Below are 19258 nucleotides of genomic sequence, written 5' to 3' on the forward strand. Positions count from 1 at the left end.
CCGCCACACAACAAAACGAACCTCACTCGCCGATGTCCCTGAAATCTTCGCTGGAGCCGGTGCGTACCGGCGTTGCGCACGATCCGCTGTGGCTGCGTGTCGCGCCGCTCATCTTTCTGTTCCTGTGGTCGGTCGGGTTTACCGTCGCCAAGATCGGTCTGACCTACGCCGATCCGCTGACCTTCCTTGCGTTGCGCTACGGCCTCGTGCTTGTGTTGCTCGCGCCGCTGGCGCTGGTCATGCGTCCGCCCTTGCCGAAGACGGCCGCCGCGTGGGGGCATCTCGTCGTCATCGGTCTGCTGATTCAGGCGTTGTATTTCAGCATGACGTATCTGGCGCTGCGCCTGGGGGTGTCGGCGGGCAGTGTGGCATTGATTACGTCGCTGCAACCGATTCTCGTGGCACTCGCCGTGCCGTATCTGGTGGGCGAGCGTGTGAGCGGATTGAACTGGATCGGCCTCGGCCTGGGACTGGCGGGGGCCGCGCTCGTCATCGTGGCGCGCTCGGCGGTCGAGGCGACGTCCGCGCTGGGGCTGCTGCTAACGTTCGTGGCGCTCGGTGCGATCACCTGCGGCACGTTGTACGAAAAGCGCTTCGGCGTGGGGCAACACCCCGTGACGTCGAATCTGGTGCAGTACGCCGTGGGTTTCGCGGCGACGCTGCCGCTCGCGTGGTGGCTCGAACCGATGCGCGTCGACTGGACGTGGCAGTTGGGCCTGTCGCTCGTCTATCTCGTGATCGGCAATTCGATCATCGCGATCTCGTTGCTGCTCGCGATGATCCGGCGTGGCGAGGCGTCGCGCGTGTCGGCGCTGTTCTTCCTTGTGCCGCCCTCGGCGGCGCTCGCCGCATGGCTCATGGTCGGCGAGCACATGCCGCCGCTGGCGTGGGGCGGGATGGTGCTGGCGGCCATCGGGGTGGCCATGGCCACGCGCCGCAGGGGGCCATAAAGCAGAAGCCCCGGGGGTACCGGGGCTCCTCATCATTTCGTCAGCGCATCAAGTCCATCAGTTCTTGGTGCCGAACAGACGGTCGCCCGCGTCGCCAAGACCCGGGATGATGTAGGCGTGATCGTCCAGACGCTCGTCGAGCGACGCGACATACAGCTTCACGCCCGGATGCGCGTCATGCAGCACCTTCACGCCCTCGGGCGCGGCCACCAGCGCGAGGAACGCAATGTTCTCTTCCGACACGCCGCGCTTGACCAGCACGTCCACCGCATGCACGGCCGAGTAGCCCGTCGCGACCATCGGATCGCACAGAATGAAGCGGCGGTCGGCCACGTCCGGCAGACGCACGAGGTATTCGACCGGGCGATGCTGCTCGTCGCGATACACGCCGATATGACCGACGCGTGCCGACGGCACCAGATCGAGCAGGCCGTCGCTCATGCCGACACCGGCGCGCAGCACCGGCACGATGGCGAGCTTCTTGCCCGCGATGACGGGGGCGTCCATTTTCACCATCGGCGTATCGATGCGCTCGGTCGTGAGCGGCAGATCGCGGGTGATTTCGTAGCCCATGAGCAGGGTGATCTCGCGCAGCAGGCCGCGGAATGTGCGCGTCGACGTTTCCTTGTCGCGCATGTGCGAGAGCTTGTGCTGAATCAGCGGGTGATCGCAGATGAAGAGATTCGGGAAGCGGGTGTCTTGTTTCATGGCAGGCAATTTGAGGCTGGGCCGCCGGATCGGCATGGCCCGCATGGCCGCGATTTTAGCCGATGCAGGCGCTGGCGGTCCGGGTTTCGATCCCGGCGGCTCGAAATTGGCCGGTCACAGCGGCGCGCGCACGATTCCCTTAGAATCGCTGCAAGACGGCTGCGCAGCAGCATTTGACCAATGCATCACTTGTCTTGAAGGCTGAACATGGATCTGGGAATCAAAGGTCGCACCGCGCTGGTGTGCGGCGCGAGCAAGGGACTGGGACGCGCGTGTGCACAGGCGCTGGCCGAGGCAGGCGTGAATGTCGTGATCGTCGCGCGCACCGCCGAGGCGCTCAACGCCGCAGCCGACGACATTCGCGCGGCAACGGGCGTGAGCGTCACCGCCGTGGCCTGCGACATCACCACCCCCGAGGGACGCGCCCAGGCGCTCGCCGCCTGCCCGCAGCCCGACATCCTCGTGACCAACGCAGGCGGGCCGCCCCCGGGCGACTTCCGCGACTGGCAGCGCGACGACTGGGTTCGCGCGCTCGACGCCAACATGCTCACGCCCATCGAGCTGATCAAGGCGACGGTGGACCACATGATCGCCCGTGGCTTCGGACGCATCGTCAACATCACGTCGTCCGCCGTGAAGGCGCCCATCGACATTCTCGGGCTGTCCAACGGCGCGCGCTCGGGCCTGACGGGCTTCGTAGCCGGCCTCTCGCGCACGACTGTCGCGCATAACGTCACCATCAATAACCTGCTGCCGGGCGCGTTCGACACCGATCGTCTGACGGCGACCATGAAGGCATCGGCGGCCAAAACCGGCCAGTCGATCGACGACGCGCGCACCAGGCGAGCTGCCGCGATTCCGGCGCGCCGCTTCGGCCAGCCGGACGAATTCGGCGCGACCTGCGCCTTCCTGTGCAGCGCGCAGGCGGGTTACATCACCGGACAGAACGTGCTGATCGACGGTGGCGCGTATCCGGGAACGTTCTGAGCGGGCACCCTGGCGCGGGATCACGCGCGTTCATCAACGCATCACCATTCAGGATCGCATCAATGACGGTTTCGACGTTACCGAGAGTCCGGATCGCGCTCATCGCGCACGACGGGAAAAAGGACGAAATACTGGCGCTTGCCCGCGACTATGTCGACGTGCTTCGCCAATGCCAGCTTGTCGCGACGGGCACCACCGGCGGGCGTATTGCCGCCGAGCTGGGGCTCGATGTCGAGCGCATGCTCTCCGGGCCGCATGGCGGCGATCTTCAGATCGGCGCGCAACTCTCGGAGGGACGCGTCGACATGGTGCTGTTCCTGCGTGACCCGATGACGCCGCAACCGCACGAGCCGGATATTAACGCGCTGGTGCGTGCCAGCGACGTGCACAACGTGCCGTGCGCGACCAATAGCGCCACGGCGCGTTTGCTGCTGGAGCAGTTGATCGTGCAACTGGCGGCGCAACCGTCGGCCTGATCGATAAATCGGATCGACAACTCGGTAAGTCGGCAAGGCCCGGCGATCTGCCATACAGAACCCGTCAAGGGGAGGAGCTAGGATGACCAAAGCAATTCGTATCGAACAGAACGGTGGCCCGGAAGTGATGCAGTGGGTTGACGTCGAGGTGGGCGAGCCGGGACCGGGCGAGGCGCGCGTGCGCCACAACGCGGTGGGGCTGAACTACATCGACGTGTATTTCCGCACCGGTCTGTACCCGCAGCCGCTGCCCGCCGGTCTGGGCATGGAAGCGGCGGGCGTTGTCGAGGCGGTCGGCGAAGGCGTGACACACGTGAAGCCGGGCGACCGAGTGGCCTATGCGAGCCGTCCGTGCGGCGCTTACTCGCAGGCCCGCGTCATGCCGGCCGCTCCGCTCGTGCGCCTGCCGGACGCCATCAGCGACGATCAGGCGGCCGCCATGATGCTGCAAGGCATGACGGCGCAATACCTGCTGCGTCGCACGTACGCGGTCAAGGCGGGCGACACCATTCTGATTCACGCGGCAGCCGGCGGCGTGGGGCTCATCGTGTGCCAGTGGGCCAAGGCGCTCGGCGCGACGGTGATCGGCACGGTCGGTTCCGACGAGAAGGCGGCGCTCGTGCGTCAGCACGGCTGCGATCACCCGATCGTCTACACGCGTGAAAATTTCGTCGAGCGCGTGAAGGACATCACGGGAGGCGAGGGCGTGCCGGTGGTCTACGATTCGATCGGCAAAGACACGTTCATCGGCTCGCTCGATTGCCTGCGTCCGCTTGGCACGATGGTGAATTTCGGCAGCGCGTCCGGCCCCGTCACGCAGATCAATACGTCGGACCTCGTGTCGCGCGGATCGCTGTTCTTCACGCGTCCGACGCTCTTCAACTACACCGCCAAGCGCGCCGATCTGGAAGCCACGGCGAACGCGTTGTTCGATGTGGTCGCCAAGGGCTCCGTCAAGATCGAAGTCAATCAGCGTTATGCGCTGGCCGATGTCGCGCAGGCGCACCGGGATCTCGAAGCCCGCAAGACCACGGGGTCGACGCTGCTGATGCCTTGAGCCTCCTGGACGAGGGTCAAGCAAAGCGAAAGGGACGCCTCGGTGAACGGCGTCCCTTGTTGTTTCTGACGATGCCGAGCAGCGCGATCAGGCGCGCTGCGTGATGACGTGGGCGCGCGCGTCCTCGCGCACGTCGACCGGCAGGCGCTTGATGAGCCAATGGATGACCATGCCGATCACGATCACGTCGTCGAGCAAGCCGAATACCGGCACGAAGTCGGGAATCAGATCGATGGGGCTGAGCAGATAGATCACGAGCAGCACCATGGCGGGCAGCAGCCAGCGCGGACGGCGCGGATCGCGAGCCGCGTGCCAGAGGACGCGGAAATCGTGGCGCGCGATTTGCCACAGACGAAGAAAACGCTTCACTTGCAGACTCCTGGTACCGATATGGCCGCCGCAGGCCAGACTGGCGCGGCGGGAATGTCACGTCATCGACGCTGGATCGATAGGGAATGGATATCAACGTCGCTCAATATCGAAGGAATATCGCGTAACGTCTTGGGATTATACGCAACGATTGCATGACATGCCGAGGCCGGAACAAGGTGCCCGAAGCGCACTCGATGCGTGACATCGAAATTGGACAACCGCAAGGCCGGGCGGTTTCATCGCGGGTTTCCCTGCCGATTTCACGATGGGTCTGATCGCTGGTTTGATCTGCGAAACGGACGTGTTTTTCCACCACGTCAGTGGGCTCGACGGCACTTCTGAGCGCCCGGTTGCGGCAGGATGGTGGCGGCGGGATAATTCCCCGGCCGAAGTGGTCAATCCATTTTTCCCCCTTCGTCCAACTTTTCGGACGCATTTCAAACGCCACCATGACCGACGCTCAAGATCCGAAATCGCCGCAGCAGCCGTCCAAGCCCGAATCCGATACGGGCAAGAGCGCGACGTCGCCGACACCGTTGGCACCCGAATCCGCAGCGGCATCGCCTGCACAGGGTTCGTCTGATTACGTGGAGCCTGCGACACCCGCGACACCGCACCCGACGGGCAAGCCTGTCGGCGGCACGGCCGAGGGCTCGGCGGATATGCCACCCAATCCCGATACGCTCACGCGTCCCAAGCCGCCGTCCGACCCCTCCGCGTCAGCCGATGCGCACGCGCAGCGCACCGCCCCTGCGGCCAAAGCCGTGGCACCGGTGACGGCCGCGGAAATCGCCTCCGACAGCAATCCGATCGGCGCATCCATGCCGAAGACGGGTGCCGACGTCAAAGCGGCGGGCGTTGGTAGCGCTGGCGGCAACATCGGAGAATCGGGGGCGACGGCCGGCGCCGGTGGGCCTGGCAGTGCTGGCGGCGCCGGCACACCGGGCGGCGGCGGAGGCGGTGGCCACGAACCGCCGCACGAGCCGGCGTTCGGCGCTGGCGCACCGCGTCCGGGCAGTCCGGCGTCGATGGGCGGCCAGCCGTCGTATTTGCGCGCGGGCGACTCGCCGTGGTCGGTGCTGCGTCGCATTACGTCCGCGCGCTTGCGTGCCTGGTACGACCGTGCGGGGCAGCGCCTCACGCAGCGCACGCTGAAGATTGGCATTTCGGCGCGTATCTTTCACCCGGAGCCGGGTTCCAAGGGGCTGCGCAGCAAGACGTTGCAATACCTCGAAGAGTCGATCGCTCACTGGGTGATGTCGCGCGACGTGCTGGTGTTCATGATCCCCACCGTCGACACGCAGGGCCTGCTGCACCCGAGCCATATCCGTCTGCACGACTACGCGAAGCACCTCGACGGGTTGGTCCTGCAAGGCGGCGCCGACGTTTCGCCGCTGACCTATTCGGAAGTGGCGACACGCCACGAATGGCAGGGCGATCGCATGCGCGATATGTACGAACTCGAGTTGCTGCATGAGTTCGTCGAGCAGGGCAAGCCGATCCTCGGCGTTTGCCGTGGTTGTCAACTGATCAACGTGGCGTTCGGCGGCACGCTGCATCAGGACATTGCGACGGATTTGCCCGAGGCCATTCCGCATGTGACCGAAACCTACGAGCACAACCGTCACACGCTGACGTTCCCGGAAGGTTCATCGCTCGGGCAGATGCTCGGCCCGGTCGACGTGCCCATCGTCAACTCGATTCATCACCAGTCGGTGAAAACGTTGGGGCGTGATCTGAGCGTGGAAGCGTTCTGTGCGGAAGATGGCGTGGTGGAAGCCATTCGCTATCGCAAGGCGCCGTTCGTGATGGGCTTGCAGTGGCACCCGGAATTTCACCGGGCAGGCGGGCCGGAGTTCCTCGATTGCACGCCGGTGCTCGATAACTTCCTGCGCGCCGCGCGCGAGACGCGCTTCTGATGCGCTTCTGATGCGCCTCTGATGCGCCTTTGACGTGATGCACATCGTCAGCGCAAACGTCTGAAAGGGTTTGCGCCGACACCATAGAAAATGGCAGCCCAAAGGCTGCCATTTTCATGTCAGGAGCACCGCGATGTTGCCCTCGGTGCTCACGCCGCCTGGATTAGAAGCGGTGACGGATACCCGTGCCGACGACGGTTTGCGAGCTGGTCGACGACATACCGCCGGCAGCGCCGATACCGGCTTGCAGGCCCGTACCTTCGTTGTCGGAGATGTGCTGGTACGAACCCGTCAGGTACACATCGGTGCGCTTCGACAGACGGTAGTCAGCTTGCAGCGTAACGGTGTGGAACTTCGGCTTCTGGCCCGTCGAATCTTCCTTGGCCATCGTGTACGTGTAAGCAGCCGCCAGCGAAACAGCCGGGGTCAGCATGTAACGACCGTTGACTTCGATGTTGTCGAAGCGCAGGCCGTCGTTGTTGAACGACGTCGTTTGGCTGTTGTACAGGGCGCTCGTCAGGCCTTGCAGTTGCGTGTGGGTCCACACCAGGCCGACCGTTGCCGGGCCGAAGGCGTAGTTACCACCGATACCCCAGACGCGTTGCTTCGAAGCGTTGAACACGGAATCGCCGTTGTTGGCGGTCGTGTCGACAGCACCGGCGGTGTTGTTAGCCCCCGGGTTGCCTTGACGCTCCAAGTAAGCGGCACCAACCGTCAGCGGGCCGTTGGCGTAGTTCACGCCGGCGCTGTATGCACGGTTGTTGGCGAAGTCGCCAGCCTTGTTCGAGAAGCCATACAGGCCGCCGAACGTCAGGCCGTTGTAGTTGGCGCTCGAGTACTTGACCGAGTTGTTAACACGGAACGAGTTGTTCGTGTTGTCGTTGTCGTACGGGTGCGAAGCGATCGTGCCGCCGAACGACGAACCGTTCAGGGTCAGCGGTGCCAGGTAATCGACGACGGAGTCATACTGACGACCGATCGTGACCGAGCCGTACTTGTCGTTTTGCAGGCCGACGAAGGCTTGACGACCGAACATGCGGTTGTTTTGCAGCGACGAACCGTTGGCGATCGAGAAACCGTTTTCCAACACGAAGATGGCCTTGTTACCGCCACCCAGGTCTTCCGCGCCCTTCAGGCCCCAACGGCTGCCGTTGACCAGGCCGCTCGTTGCACGGAAGTTCTTCGAACCCGAAGCACCTGCCGTGGTCGTGGAGTTGCTCGTGTAAGCAACGCCGGCGTCGATCAAGCCGTACAGGGTGACGCTGCTTTGAGCGTGCGCGGTCATCGAGAACGCGCCGACTACGGCCGCGGCAAGAAGAGTTTTTTTCATGGTTTAAGCTCCAGTAACGTGACACGAATCGCAGAATTCGCGTGAAAACAGAACGCGGCGAAACAGAACATGTCGAGGTGACGGTTTGTCATTCGCGGACCCGATCAGGTATCGGCACTGCTCTGCTGACAGGGGGCAGTGTATGAGTCGCTGCTACTCCCGCCTATTTCAGAATCCGCAAGAATCTATTTCAGATATGAAAAGAATCCTTCGTACACGTCCTAAAGCTTTGCCTGACAAGGGATTGGCTTGATTAAGACTAGGCGAGAAACGGCAATGCAAGCGACGTGTGTTGCGCTCGGGACACAGTGTGGCGGGCACGCGAGCGCACGCGCGAAGCATTGCCAGCGCTGGTTTTGCGCGAGACATGCGTGGTTGAATTTAGTTCCGTCGCTGCACGAACGTCTCGCGAAGACGATTTGCGCAAGTAATGCATTGAATGAAACGACATCGTCGATGACGGTGAAGTGCGATGCGCGATGCATCGCCTCCTGTTACTCATATAGCGGCGTATTCATCTGCGCGTCAGGTGGCTGCCATGTCGCTGTCATGACGTCTGCGTACCACGCGCGTGACGAGATGAATCCGAATCGTTGGCAAGCGCATGAAATCAACGCGTGCCAAAAAGTCCTTTATTTATGGGGTTTTACAGACTATTGCGGGTCGCCAAATAATGCATTGCGCCGAATGATGAGAATGATTTCGGGGCGCAGACCTATACTACGTTCCGCGAGAAGTAGACTTTTGCGTTGAGTGAAAAGTCTCCAAACCTTGGCGCGGCCTGACTGGCCGCGCTTTTTTTTGCCTGCAATTTTTCGCGATGCCGAACTACGCGTAGTGCCCTGCGCTAAGGGCTTCGCCGCAGTCGCGCACATGCGGAATGCTCAACTGCTTGAGCTTCCTATATAGCGATGCGCGACAGAAGCCTAGCGTGCGAGCTGCCGCAGAGATGTTCCAGCGATGTTGTGCGAGCGCTTGCAGAATGCGTTCGCGTTCGCGTTCGTGCGGCGTATCTTGCGCACGCTGCTCGGCGAGCGGCAGGGACGAAGGGGACGAAGGGGACGACGGGGACGACAGCGACGACGTCACACCGCCCGATTCCGCGGATCGCACCTCGACGCAACGAGTATTCGACGTGTGCGCCGGTCGCGACTGCACGAGTTCCGGAGGCAAATCATTCGCGTACAACATATCCCCGCTCATCACGGCACACGCATAACGTAGTGCGGCCCGCAGTTGACGCAGATTCCCCGGCCACGAATGCGTGAGCAGGCACGCGAGTGCGTCCGACGACACGCGCGCGAGGGCCTGATCGACACGCAGTCCGGGCCATTCGTCACACAGCATGCGAGCGATCAGCTCGGTCTTGTCGTCGCGCTCGCGCAGCGTGGGCAACGTCAGCACGCCCACGGCAATCCGGTAATAGAGATCTTCTCGGAACGTGCCTTGTGCTACGGCGCTCGCGAGATCCTGATGCGTAGCGCAGATGAGTTGCACATCCACCGGTACAGCCTGGCTCGCGCCGAGCGGCGTGACTTCACGCTCCGATAGCGCCCGCAGCAGGCGTGTTTGCAGCGCGTAAGGCATGTCGCCGATCTCGTCGAGGAACAGCGTGCCGCCGTCGGCCTGTTGCAACTTCCCTTTCATCCCGCCGGGCAACGCGCCCGAAAATGCCCCGCGTTGATAGCCGAACAACTCGCTCTCGATGAGATGCTCCGGCAGCGATGCCGTATTGATCGCGACGAACGACTGCGCGCGTCGTTCGCTGTAGGCATGTAACGCCCGCGCCAGAAACTCCTTGCCCGTGCCGGTCTCGCCGAGGATCAACACCGGCAGGCCGCGATCGACGAAGCGTTTGCCGCGCGCGAGCAAGTCGCGCATGCGGGCGTCGGTGCCGCTCAGGTCGTCGATGGCAAGGTAGTCGGGGCGAAGCTGGCGAGCGAGGGGCACAACGGGGGCGATGGTGGCTGCGGGGGTAGCGGCCGGCACACGCACGATGCGCGCGGCCTGGGCGGCGATGTTGTTGAAAGCGGTGTTGGGATAGGCGGCGCCGAGGGGGCTGGCGTGGCCGACAGGTCGAGCGGGGGCGTGCGCTACAGCGAGGTGAGCGGGCATGACTTGTCTCCTTCTCGTATCGGTACGAAAGGGCGCCGTCGGTGGCTTGTGGCCTGGCGTTTCCTGACGTCTCTTTTTTGTCGCAGCCGGCTCGGATGGCCAACCGCCAAGGCAGGATACGTCCGCACAGTCATAACATCCAATACAATATTGATGCGCTATTAATACCTTTGGGGTATCAAATGATCGAGTTGCGCCATTTCCAGTACTTCGTCGTGCTCGCGCAGACGCTTCACTTCGGCCGCGCCGCCCAGCAATTGCACATCTCCCAGCCGCCGCTATCGCGTCAGATCGCGTTGATGGAGGCGGAGCTGGGCGTGCAGTTGTTCGAGCGAACGAATCGCAGCGTGCGTCTCACGCGCGCCGGCACGCGTTTCTATCAGGACGCGGTGGACATCCTCAACGCAGTCGATCGCGCGCGGCGCAATGTCGTGGCGGCGAGCCGGGGCGAGGACGGGGCGATTACGGTCGGCTTCATGATGTCCTCGGCGTACAACATCCTCCCAGCGCTGACACGGACCTATGCGGCCGCGTATTCGCGCGTCGATATGAAGCTCGGGGAGACGTTGCCCAATCTGCTTGCCGAAGCCGTGCGCGCCGGGCAGACCGACGTGGGCATCATGTATCGCCCGGAGGATCTCACCGGGCTCGATACGGCGACCGTCTTTCGTGAGGAGATGGTCGCGGTGATACCGCGCACGCACGCGCTGGCGAAAGTGCGCGTGCTCGACGCAGCGCAGCTCGCCGAAGAATCGTTCGTGAGCATTCCCCGCGAGATCGCGCCGCTCGTCTACGACCTGATCGTGACGCACTGTCGCCGCGCGGGGTTCTCGCCGCACATTCGGCTCGAGACCAATTTGCAGCAGACGATCATCAATTTAGTGGGGGAGGGGCTCGGCGTGGCGATGGTGCCGATGTCGATGAGCAGCGCGAGCGCGTCCGGCAACGCGGTGTTCAAGCCGCTGCGCAACGCGCCGGTGGCGGAGGTGGCGCTGCTCTGGAGCCGGGATAACCACAACCCCTGCGTTGCAACGTTCGTGGAGAATGCGCGCAACGTGTGGCGCGAGATGCAGCGCGCGCCGGGGGCGCGGCTGGTGCCCGATCTGCCGGACACCAGCCTGCGCTGAGCGCGGGGGGGAATGACGGAAACGACGCGAGCGCGCCGTCAGATTTCCAGAATGCCGGCAGCCACGAAGCCGCCGTCGACCGGGAGAATGTGGCCGGTCACATACGAGGCGTCGTCCGACGCGAGGAAGCTGACGGCACCGGCAATCTCGCGCGGCTGGCCGTAGCGCCCGAGCGGGGTCGTCTCGGTGTAGTGGCGGCGCGAGACCTCCGAATGCAGCACCTGCGTGAGCGGCGTGTCGATAGGCCCCGGCGCCACGGCGTTGGCGGTAATGCCCAGCGGAGCGAGCTCGATCGCCATCTGACGCGTCAGTCCGATCACGGCTGCTTTGGAGGTGCCGTAAGCCGTGCGTCCGCCGCTGGCCAGAATGCCCGCCACCGACGCCAGATTGACGATCCGTCCCCAGTGCTGCTCGCGCATGAGCCGCGCGGCGTGCTGTGCGCACAGCAGCGTGCCCGTGACGTTCACGGCCATGACCTGATGCCAGTGACCGAGCGGATAGTCGAGAAACGGAAACGTCTTGGCGATCCCCGCATTGTTGACAAGCACATCGCAGCGGCCATGCCGTTGCGCGATCTGTGCAAAGCCCCCGGCAATCGATGCCTCGTCGCCCACGTTCATGGCGAGCGCCCACGCGTTGCCACCGGACGCGCTCAATGCTGCCGCCGTTTCTATTGCCGCACCTTCATTCAGATCGGCAACGACCACGGTCATGCCGTCCTTCACCAACCGTTCACAGATGGCCGCACCAATGCCCATGCCGCCGCCTGTCACTACTGCAACTTTCTCCATCATGCTATGGACTCCTAAATTTACAGATTTCTACAGCTCGGGCTCCGCCGCCAGCAGCGCGGTGGAGCCCGTCGGTGATATCGCTAAACCGTCAGGGGCTTTGCGTTACTTCAGGAAACCGATCGAGATCCAGGGGATGAATACGACGACGAGCAGCGCGACGAGCAACGCGCCCATGTACGTCCACATCCGGTTGAACACCTTGTCAGGCGATGTCTTGCCGATGGCGCAAGCGGCGTAGAAACCGACACCGAGCGGCGGCGCGAACAGGCCCATGCCCATCGACAGGATCACGACCATTGCGTAATGCACGTCGTGAATCCCCAGCGAGCGCGCGACCGGGAACAGCAGCGGCCCGAACAGCACAATGGCCGGAATGCCTTCGAGCACGCTGCCGAGCACGATGAACACGACCATCGAGATGAGCAGGAAGCCCACTTGCCCGCCGGGCACGCCGTGCATCAGACCGACGAGCTTGGCCGAGAAGCCGGACTGCGTGAGCGCCCACGCCATGGCCGTGGCCATACCGATGATGAGCAGGATCGCGCCCGAGAGCGCCGCGGTTTCCGTGAGCAGCGGGTAAAGGCGTTTGAAGTTCAGATGCTTTTTGAAGGCATGGACGACCAGACCGATCACGATCGTGTAAGCGATGCCGATGGTCGACACTTCGGTAGCCGTCGCTGCGCCTTCGATGACGGCCGTGCGGATGAGGATCGGCAGCGCGAGCGCGGGCAGCGCCACGATAAAGGTCTTGCCGATGACGCCCCAGGGCGCGCGACGCGCGGCGCTCGGCGCTTCTTTGCGCGAGCGGGCGAAGCACACCACGACGATGGCGAGCGTGGCGATCACGGCGGGCAACAAACCGCCGACGAAGAGCGCGGTGATCGACACACCGCACACGGCCCCAATGGTGATGAGTACGAGACTCGGCGGAATCGTCTCCGTCATCGCGCCGGTGGCCGACAGCAACGCAACGAGGTCTTCCTGCTTCGAGCCCCGTCGTTGCATCTCAGGAAAGAGCGCGGGGGCGACGGCCGCCATATCGGCCGCCTTCGAGCCAGAGATGCCCGACACCAGGAACATGGCCCCGAGCAGCACGTATTGCAGGCCGCCGCGCACGTGTCCGAGCAGCGAGGCCATGAATTCGATCAGGCTGCGCGCGAGCCCGCTCATTTCGATGAGGGCGCCGAGCAGCACGAACAGCGGCACCGACAGCAGCACGAGGCCGGACATGCCCTCGTCCATGCGGCTGACGACGATCTGCAACGGCGCATCGGTCACGAGCGCCAGATACGCCAGCGTTGCCGTACCGAAGGCAAAGGCAATCGGAATGCCGCCCGCCACGCACGCGCCCACGATCAGCACGAAGAAGATCAGCAGGTTGTAGTTGCCCATCGCAATGAGCGCGGGACGCCCGAGCCAGAGGGCAGCGCCCAGCGCGGCGACGAACAGCACGCCCAGGCCGAACTGACGCAGGCTGGAGCAGCGCGCCATGCGCGAAATAGCGGCAATGAGCATGAGTGCGGCGCCCACCGGCAGGGCGGCGGCGCGCAGCCCGTCCGGAATTTCGAGCGCCGGCGTGGTGATGTCCATCTGTTCGATGGCATGCGTGTACGCGGGCATGATGATGAGCGCGACGAACACACAGACCGTGAGCGCGGCCATGGTCTGGAACCAGTCGCGCCACGCGGCGGGAAGTTTGTTGACGATGGCGGACAAGCGCATGTGCTCGCCCCGGTCGAGGGCGAGCACGGCGCCCAGCATCGAGAGCCAGATGAACAGAATCTGCGCGAGCTCGTCCGACCAGGTGAGGGGATTGTCGAACCCGTAACGCGAGATCACGCCCGCGAGCAGGATGAGAGTCTCCGCCACCACCAGCAGCACGGCAGCCGCTTCGGTGACTTTCATCACCGCGCGGTTGACATGGCAGAAGAGGCGGGCGAGCGCGTGCGTGGGCTCGGCCGTCATCGTCAACGTTTCCATTTACGCGAGCTTCCCGGTGTACTTTTCCAACATGGCCCATGCCTCGTCGCCGAACTTCTTGTGCCACTCGGCGTAGAAGCCTGCGGAGCGCAGCTTGTCGCGGAACTGCTCGTTGTTCGGTGCGTTGAACACGAGACCTTTCTGCTTGAGCTCGGCCGTCACGCCGTCGTTGAGCTTTCGCACGTCGTCGCGTTGCGCCACGGCGGCGGCGTTCACGTTGGCGGTGACGATGTCCTGCAGGTCGCGGGGCAGCTTGTCCCACTTCTGCTTGTTGGCGAGGAACCAGAAGCCGTCCCACATATGGTTCGTCATCGACACGTACTTCTGCACTTCGTAGAGCTTCGCCGTGGTCAGCAACGCCAGCGGGTTTTCCTGCGCTTCCACAATATGCGTTTGCAGCGCCGAATACACTTCTGCGAAGTTGATCGACGTGGGCGACGAATCGAACGCACGGAACATCGACGTCCACAGCGGGCTCGTCGGCACGCGAATCTTCAGGCCCTTCAGATCGGCCGGCGAATTGATCGGACGGCTGCTCGTCGTGATCTGGCGATAGCCGTTCTCCCAGATCTTGTCGAAGGCGAACACCGTCGTCTTCGCGATCTGCGCGCGCACGTGAGCACCGAGATCGCCGTCCATGGCCGACCACACCTGGCTGTAATCCTTGAACGCGAAGCCCACGCCCGAGATCTGCGCCGACGGCACGAGCGTGCCGAGAATCAGCGGTGAGAGCGTGAAGTAATCGATGGCGCCCGAGCGGATCTGACTCAGCATGTCGCTGTCGGAGCCGAGCTGATTGTTCGGGTAGATCTGGAAGTCGACGCGGCCTTTCGATTGCTCTGCGATCTTCTGCGCCATCTCCTTGGCGCGAATGTTCATCGGATGACTGACCGGGAGGTTGTTGGCGAACTTCAGCGTGAATTCGGCAGCGTGGGCTTGCGTCTGATACAAGCCGGTCGCGGCGGCGGCCGATGTGGCGGCCACAACCTTGATGAAGTGGCGGCGATCCATGGTGCTCATACTGCATGTCTCCTGTTTATAAGTTTGGTGACTGCGTCTGAAGCGCGAGACATGCACGCGTGTTGCCGTGCAACGTCCCGGCCAACTCGGAAGGCAATGCGCGAGGTTCGCGCGCTGTGCCGGTAGTGCGGCTCGCAAGTGGCTGGATCATCTTACGCAAATCGAATGCCAGTTCGGGGCCCGAACGGGAAAACCCTTACGTTGTTAAGCATTAGTGAAATCCCGTGCTTCTTGCCGGCATGGCCGCGCCATGCGTTATCAGGTGGAACAAGCCTCCTGCCGCGGCGCACGGCACGCGGCGTGCTTTGCTGCACATGCGATGGAGCTGCAACGGGGGGGCAGACCCCCTGTGACACCTGTCGCATTTCGGGTTCGCCTTGCGACACCTGTCGCATCCTCATGCGCGAGACATGCGACAGGTGTCGCACGCGCTCACGTCGCCGAATTTTTGCTGCGGCACAGCAAACTTGCCGCCTCCGATCTCGCTTCCCTTGCCGCCGAATTCACTTGATGCAGCGGTGAATCCCGCTTTACGCTTACGTCAATTGCGAACGCGCCACAAGCGCGAGGTGTGGATGGAACGCGCAATGACGACTGAATGAGCTGTCGACGTGACAGACGTGGCTTGTGTCTCGGTCTGGCATCGAAATTGCTCACCGGAGTCTGGATGACCCCATTTTTCCGGAGACACTTCATGGTTGCTGCATGCCTTACCGGCTGGGCCCACTCCCAGTTCGGCAAACTCGATAACGTCGATGCCGAAGTCTTGCTGGCCGACGTCGCTCAAGCTGCACTCGACGACGCGGGCCTCGCGCCCGAGCAGATCGATTCCATTCACGTTGGCACTTTCAATGGCGGTTTCCTGTATCAGGACTTTCCGTCGTCGCTCGTCTTCAACCGGATTCCCGGTCTGCGCTTCAAGCCCGCCACGCGCTACGAAAATGCGTGTGCGACGGGATCCGCCGCCGTGCATGGCGGGCTGCAATCCATCGAAGCGGGCAAGGCCACGCATGTGCTCGTGATCGGCTTCGAGAAGATGACCGAACTCGCGACGCCGCAGGTCGGCGAAGTTCTGCTCAAGTGTTCGTATGCGCGCGAGGAGGCCGGCATTCCCGGAGGCTTCGCAGGTGTATTCGGCACCATCGCGCAGGCGTACTTCGAGCGGTATGGCGACCAATCCGACGCACTGGCACGCATCGCCGCGAAAAATCACCGCAATGGCTCGGTGAATCCGTACGCCCATATGCGCCGCGACTTCGGTTATGACTTCTGCCGCAACGTCTCCGAGAAGAACCCGTTCGTGGCCGGCCCGCTCAAGCGCACCGATTGCTCGATGGTGTCCGACGGTGCGGCGGCACTCGTGATTTCGAAGGCCGACGTGGCGCGCACGATGCCCAAGGCCGTCGGCTTTCGCGCGGCGGTGCAGGTCAATGATTACCTGCCGCTCTCGCGTCGTGATCCGCTGGCGTTCGAAGGCGGGCAGCACGCCTGGCGTCAGGCGTTGGGTGTCGCGGGCGTGTCGTTGAAAGACTTGTCGCTGGTTGAGACGCACGACTGCTTCACCATTGCAGAACTGATCGAGTACGAGGCGATGGGACTTGCCAAGCCCGGGCAGGGCGCGAACCTGCTGGCCGAGGGATTGACCGAGAAGAACGGTTTGCTGCCGGTCAATCCGTCGGGAGGCCTGAAGGCGAAGGGGCACCCGGTGGGCGCGACGGGCGTGTCGATGCACGTCATGGCGGCAATGCAACTCACGGGCACTGCGGGTGAGATGCAGATCCCCGGCGCGAAACTCGCGGGCGTCTTCAATATGGGCGGCGCGGCGGTGGCGAACTACGTGAGCATTCTCGAAGCGCGCTAAGCGCACCAAGGAGATCGCAGACATGCTCAAGAAGGTCATGAATCTCGGCCGCCTGCTGGCCGACGTTGCACGTCGTCATCCGAACGAACCCGGCGTGATCGTCGGCGACAGGATCCACACATGGGGCGAGATCGACGCCCGCGTGAACGCCGCCGTCGACGCCCTGCGCAAGCTCGGCGTAGGAAAGGGCGACAAACTGCTGGTGCACTCGCGCAACAACCTGCCGATTTTCGAGAGTGCGTGGATCGCCTTTCGACTCGGCGCTGTCTGGGTACCGACGAACTTTCGCATCACCGCGCCCGAGGCCGCCTATCTGGGCCAGTCGAGCGGCGCCAGCGTCATGATCTACGACGCAGGCTTCGCGGGCCATGTCGACGCCGTGCGCGCGGCGTCCCCGGCCTTGCGCCATGTGATTGCGCTGGGCGCGCCGCGCGCGGGCGAATTGCATTACGAGACGGTGGTGGCCGAACATGCGGGCGCGCCGTCTTATGAAGCGGAAGTCGAGTACGAGGATCCCTTGTGGTTCTTCTACACGTCGGGCACGACCGGGCATCCGAAGGCAGGGGTGCTCTCGCACGGGCAGATGGCGTTCGTTGTGACCAACCATCTTGCGGATCTGATGCCCGGCATCACATATCGCAGCCGCTCGATGGTCGTGGCTCCGCTCTCGCACGGTGCGGGCATTCACGCCATCGTCAACACTGCGCGCGGTGCGGCGAGTGTGCTGCTGCCCGGCGAGAAGATGGATGCGCAACAGGTCTGGCAGGCCATCGAGCGTCATCGCGTGGACAACATGTTCACGGTGCCGACCATCGTCAAGATGCTGGTCGAAGATCCGGCTGTCGATCAATACGACCACAGTTCGCTGCGGTTCGTGATCTATGCCGGTGCGCCGATGTACCGCGCCGATCAGAAGTACGCCCTGCAAAAACTCGGGCGCGTGCTGGTGCAGTACTACGGGCTGGGCGAGGTGACGGGCAACATCACGGTGCTGCCGCCGTGGCTGCATGGCGAGGACGACGACGCACCCGATGCGCGCATCGGCACCTGCGGGCTGCCACGCACCGGCATGGAGGTGGCGATCCTTGACGAGCAGGGCGCGCGTCAGCCAGCATTCGCCTCGGGCGAGATCTGCGTGCGCGGTCCGGCCGTCTTCATGGGCTATCACAACAACCCGGACGCCAACGCCCGCGCATTCAAGGACGACTGGTTCCACACCGGCGATCTCGGGCATGTGGATGCGCAGGGTTTCCTGTACATCACGGGCCGTGCGTCGGATATGTACATCTCGGGCGGCTCGAACGTCTATCCGCGCGAGATCGAAGAAGCGTTGCTCACGCACCCGTGTGTATCCGAGTGCGCAGTGCTTGGCGTGCCCGACCCCAAGTGGGGCGAGAGCGGGCTCGCAGTGGTGGTGGCCCGGGAAGGCATGGCCGCACAGGCCGACGAACTGCTCGGACATCTCGAAGCGCGTATTGCCCGCTACAAGTGGCCGCGTCGCTTCGTGTTCTGGAGTGCCATGCCCAAGTCGGGCTACGGCAAGATCGTGAAGAAGCAAATCAAGACGATGCTCGAAGAGCAAGGAGACTATCGACTATGAAACCTGCGCTTTCACGGGTCTATCGACATGCAGGCGCCCCCACGTTACCCCGTGTGGAAGACTGCGTGTTGAGCGGGCAGCACGAACTGCGCGTGACGATCCGGTCTGGTGCGAATCTCGGCGAGTCCTTACGCGCGGCGTTATCCCGCTATGCGTACGGTGGCGGCGTCGGGCGGTTTTGCGCGGGTACCGCGCGAGGCCTGCGGTATCACCTGATCGAGAACACGACAGATGCGCAGCGCCCCTTCGGGTATGGGGCGCCACTCGACGAGACACGCGAGGTCGACCTCATCGGCGGCGCGATCACGGTGGGCCGCACGGCCGACGGGGCCACGCTGCTGCACTGCCATGCGGGGTTTTCCGATCCGTCGGGTGAGCTGCACGGCGGTCATCTCATCCTCGATCACACATGGGCCGGCGACGAGCCCGTGGTAATTCGCCTGTGCCTGTTCGCACACGGCGGCTACGTGACCGGAGACGATGAGGAAACGCGGTTTCATCTGTTGCGTCCCGTTGCCGGAGGTGTCGCATGAGCACCGCGCTGGATGTGCCCATCGCCATCGAGAACGGCACCCTCGGCAGGCTGGTCGTGGCCCGTCTCAAACCGAATCAGGACCTGACGGAAAGCATCGAAGCGCTGTGCGCCGAGCATGCGATCTCGCGCGCCATCGTGCGAGGCGCGGTCGGCAGTCTGATCGATGCGCGGCTGGCCTTCCGCGCGGGAGACGGTTGGCGAGAACAACGGGTAAGCGGCCCCGGCGTGGAGATCCTCAACGTGTTCGGTGAAGTCGATGCACGGTCGCAAGCGACTAACGCGCGGCCGATGCTGCACGGCATGGTGGCGGACACGGGCGGGCGCATGTACGCCGGCCGCTTCGTGCGCGGCGGCAATCTCTCGTTCATCACCATTGAGGTGACGTTGCAGGAGTGGTTGCCGGCATAGCGATTACCCACCATTCATT

The 19258-nt window shown here is 63.6% G+C and carries 17 protein-coding genes and 1 pseudogene; 11 read left to right on the forward strand and 7 right to left on the reverse strand.

Annotation, left to right across the window (positions count from 1 at the left end):
* The first annotated feature begins 32 nt into the window (after positions 1–32).
* Positions 33–950, forward strand: coding sequence for a DMT family transporter (locus ACIPHM_RS12055; RefSeq protein ID WP_400328086.1), 918 nt, complete (start codon positions 33–35; stop codon positions 948–950).
* Positions 951–1007: 57 nt separating this feature from the next.
* Here ACIPHM_RS12055 and upp read toward each other — a convergent pair whose 3' ends face one another.
* Complete coding sequence (gene upp, locus ACIPHM_RS12060; RefSeq protein ID WP_400328088.1) at positions 1008–1658, reverse strand: uracil phosphoribosyltransferase; 651 nt, start codon at positions 1656–1658, stop codon at positions 1008–1010.
* On the opposite strand from upp, the gene ACIPHM_RS12065 reads away from it, so the two are divergent.
* The 4 genes from ACIPHM_RS12065 to ACIPHM_RS12080 all read left to right on the forward strand — a co-directional run bounded on the left by ACIPHM_RS12065 (position 1657) and on the right by ACIPHM_RS12080 (position 4178).
* Positions 1657–1863, forward strand: a complete 207-nt coding sequence (locus tag ACIPHM_RS12065; protein WP_400328089.1) for a hypothetical protein — start codon at positions 1657–1659, stop codon at positions 1861–1863. The two genes, upp and ACIPHM_RS12065, sit on opposite strands and share 2 nt — an antisense overlap.
* A 2-nt stretch (positions 1864–1865) precedes the next feature.
* Positions 1866–2645, forward strand: coding sequence for an SDR family oxidoreductase (locus ACIPHM_RS12070; RefSeq protein WP_400328091.1), 780 nt, complete (start codon positions 1866–1868; stop codon positions 2643–2645).
* Positions 2646–2707: 62 nt separating this feature from the next.
* Positions 2708–3121: a methylglyoxal synthase gene (locus ACIPHM_RS12075; RefSeq protein WP_400328093.1), complete on the forward strand. Its 414-nt coding sequence runs from the start codon at positions 2708–2710 to the stop codon at positions 3119–3121.
* 82 nt (positions 3122–3203) lie between these two features.
* Complete coding sequence (locus ACIPHM_RS12080) at positions 3204–4178, forward strand: quinone oxidoreductase family protein (RefSeq protein ID WP_400328094.1); 975 nt, start codon at positions 3204–3206, stop codon at positions 4176–4178.
* Between the two features lie 87 nt (positions 4179–4265).
* On the opposite strand, the gene ACIPHM_RS12085 is transcribed toward ACIPHM_RS12080, so the two are convergent.
* Positions 4266–4547: a YkvA family protein gene (locus ACIPHM_RS12085; RefSeq protein ID WP_400328096.1), complete on the reverse strand. Its 282-nt coding sequence runs from the start codon at positions 4545–4547 to the stop codon at positions 4266–4268.
* Between the two features lie 452 nt (positions 4548–4999).
* Here ACIPHM_RS12085 and ACIPHM_RS12090 point away from each other — a divergent pair, with 452 nt between their 5' ends.
* Positions 5000–6469, forward strand: coding sequence for a gamma-glutamyl-gamma-aminobutyrate hydrolase family protein (locus ACIPHM_RS12090; RefSeq protein WP_400328098.1), 1470 nt, complete (start codon positions 5000–5002; stop codon positions 6467–6469).
* A 163-nt stretch (positions 6470–6632) separates the two neighbouring features.
* Here the strand turns inward: ACIPHM_RS12090 and ACIPHM_RS12095 are convergent, their stop codons facing one another.
* Together ACIPHM_RS12095 and ACIPHM_RS12100 are read right to left on the reverse strand one after the other, a co-directional pair.
* The gene (locus ACIPHM_RS12095) at positions 6633–7799 is read right to left on the reverse strand and encodes a porin (protein WP_400328099.1); all 1167 of its coding nucleotides are present in this window, start codon (positions 7797–7799) and stop codon (positions 6633–6635) included.
* A gap of 828 nt (positions 7800–8627) precedes the next feature.
* A complete protein-coding gene (locus ACIPHM_RS12100) occupies positions 8628–9914 on the reverse strand; it encodes a sigma-54 interaction domain-containing protein (protein WP_400328100.1) in 1287 nt (428 codons plus the stop codon).
* A gap of 182 nt (positions 9915–10096) precedes the next feature.
* Between ACIPHM_RS12100 and ACIPHM_RS12105 the strand changes: the two genes are divergently transcribed.
* Positions 10097–11041, forward strand: coding sequence for a LysR family transcriptional regulator (locus ACIPHM_RS12105; protein WP_400328102.1), 945 nt, complete (start codon positions 10097–10099; stop codon positions 11039–11041).
* Between the two features lie 38 nt (positions 11042–11079).
* On the opposite strand, the gene ACIPHM_RS12110 is transcribed toward ACIPHM_RS12105, so the two are convergent.
* From ACIPHM_RS12110 to ACIPHM_RS12120, 3 genes are all read right to left on the reverse strand, one after another.
* On the reverse strand, positions 11080–11835 hold the full coding sequence (locus tag ACIPHM_RS12110) for an SDR family NAD(P)-dependent oxidoreductase (RefSeq protein WP_400328104.1): 756 nt from the start codon (positions 11833–11835) through the stop codon (positions 11080–11082).
* A 102-nt stretch (positions 11836–11937) separates the two neighbouring features.
* Positions 11938–13800 (reverse strand): TRAP transporter large permease subunit, encoded by a 1863-nt coding sequence (locus ACIPHM_RS12115; protein ID WP_400328264.1) that lies wholly within the window; start codon positions 13798–13800, stop codon positions 11938–11940.
* A gap of 15 nt (positions 13801–13815) precedes the next feature.
* On the reverse strand, positions 13816–14835 hold the full coding sequence (locus tag ACIPHM_RS12120) for a TRAP transporter substrate-binding protein (RefSeq protein ID WP_400328105.1): 1020 nt from the start codon (positions 14833–14835) through the stop codon (positions 13816–13818).
* A 694-nt stretch (positions 14836–15529) separates the two neighbouring features.
* Here ACIPHM_RS12120 and ACIPHM_RS12125 point away from each other — a divergent pair.
* The 4 genes and pseudogenes from ACIPHM_RS12125 (at position 15530) to ACIPHM_RS12140 (ending at position 19239) form a co-directional block, all read left to right on the forward strand.
* Entirely contained in the window at positions 15530–16696 is a 1167-nt protein-coding gene (locus tag ACIPHM_RS12125) for an acetyl-CoA acetyltransferase (protein WP_400328106.1), read from the forward strand.
* Between the two features lie 10 nt (positions 16697–16706).
* Positions 16707–18296, forward strand: a pseudogene (locus tag ACIPHM_RS12130) (acyl-CoA synthetase); the annotation flags it as partial.
* Positions 18293–18829 carry a hypothetical protein gene (locus tag ACIPHM_RS12135; protein ID WP_400328108.1) on the forward strand — a complete coding sequence of 179 codons (537 nt, stop codon included), beginning with the start codon at positions 18293–18295 and terminating at the stop codon, positions 18827–18829. The pseudogene ACIPHM_RS12130 and the gene ACIPHM_RS12135, both read left to right, overlap by 4 nt.
* The gene (locus ACIPHM_RS12140; protein WP_400328110.1) at positions 18826–19239 is read left to right on the forward strand and encodes a PPC domain-containing DNA-binding protein; all 414 of its coding nucleotides are present in this window, start codon (positions 18826–18828) and stop codon (positions 19237–19239) included. Before ACIPHM_RS12135 ends, ACIPHM_RS12140 begins: the two co-directional genes overlap by 4 nt.
* Positions 19240–19258: the final 19 nt, after the last annotated feature.

The organism is Pandoraea sp. NPDC087047, from assembly GCF_044745225.1.
In the GTDB taxonomy this organism is placed as follows: Bacteria; Pseudomonadota; Gammaproteobacteria; order Burkholderiales; family Burkholderiaceae; genus Pandoraea.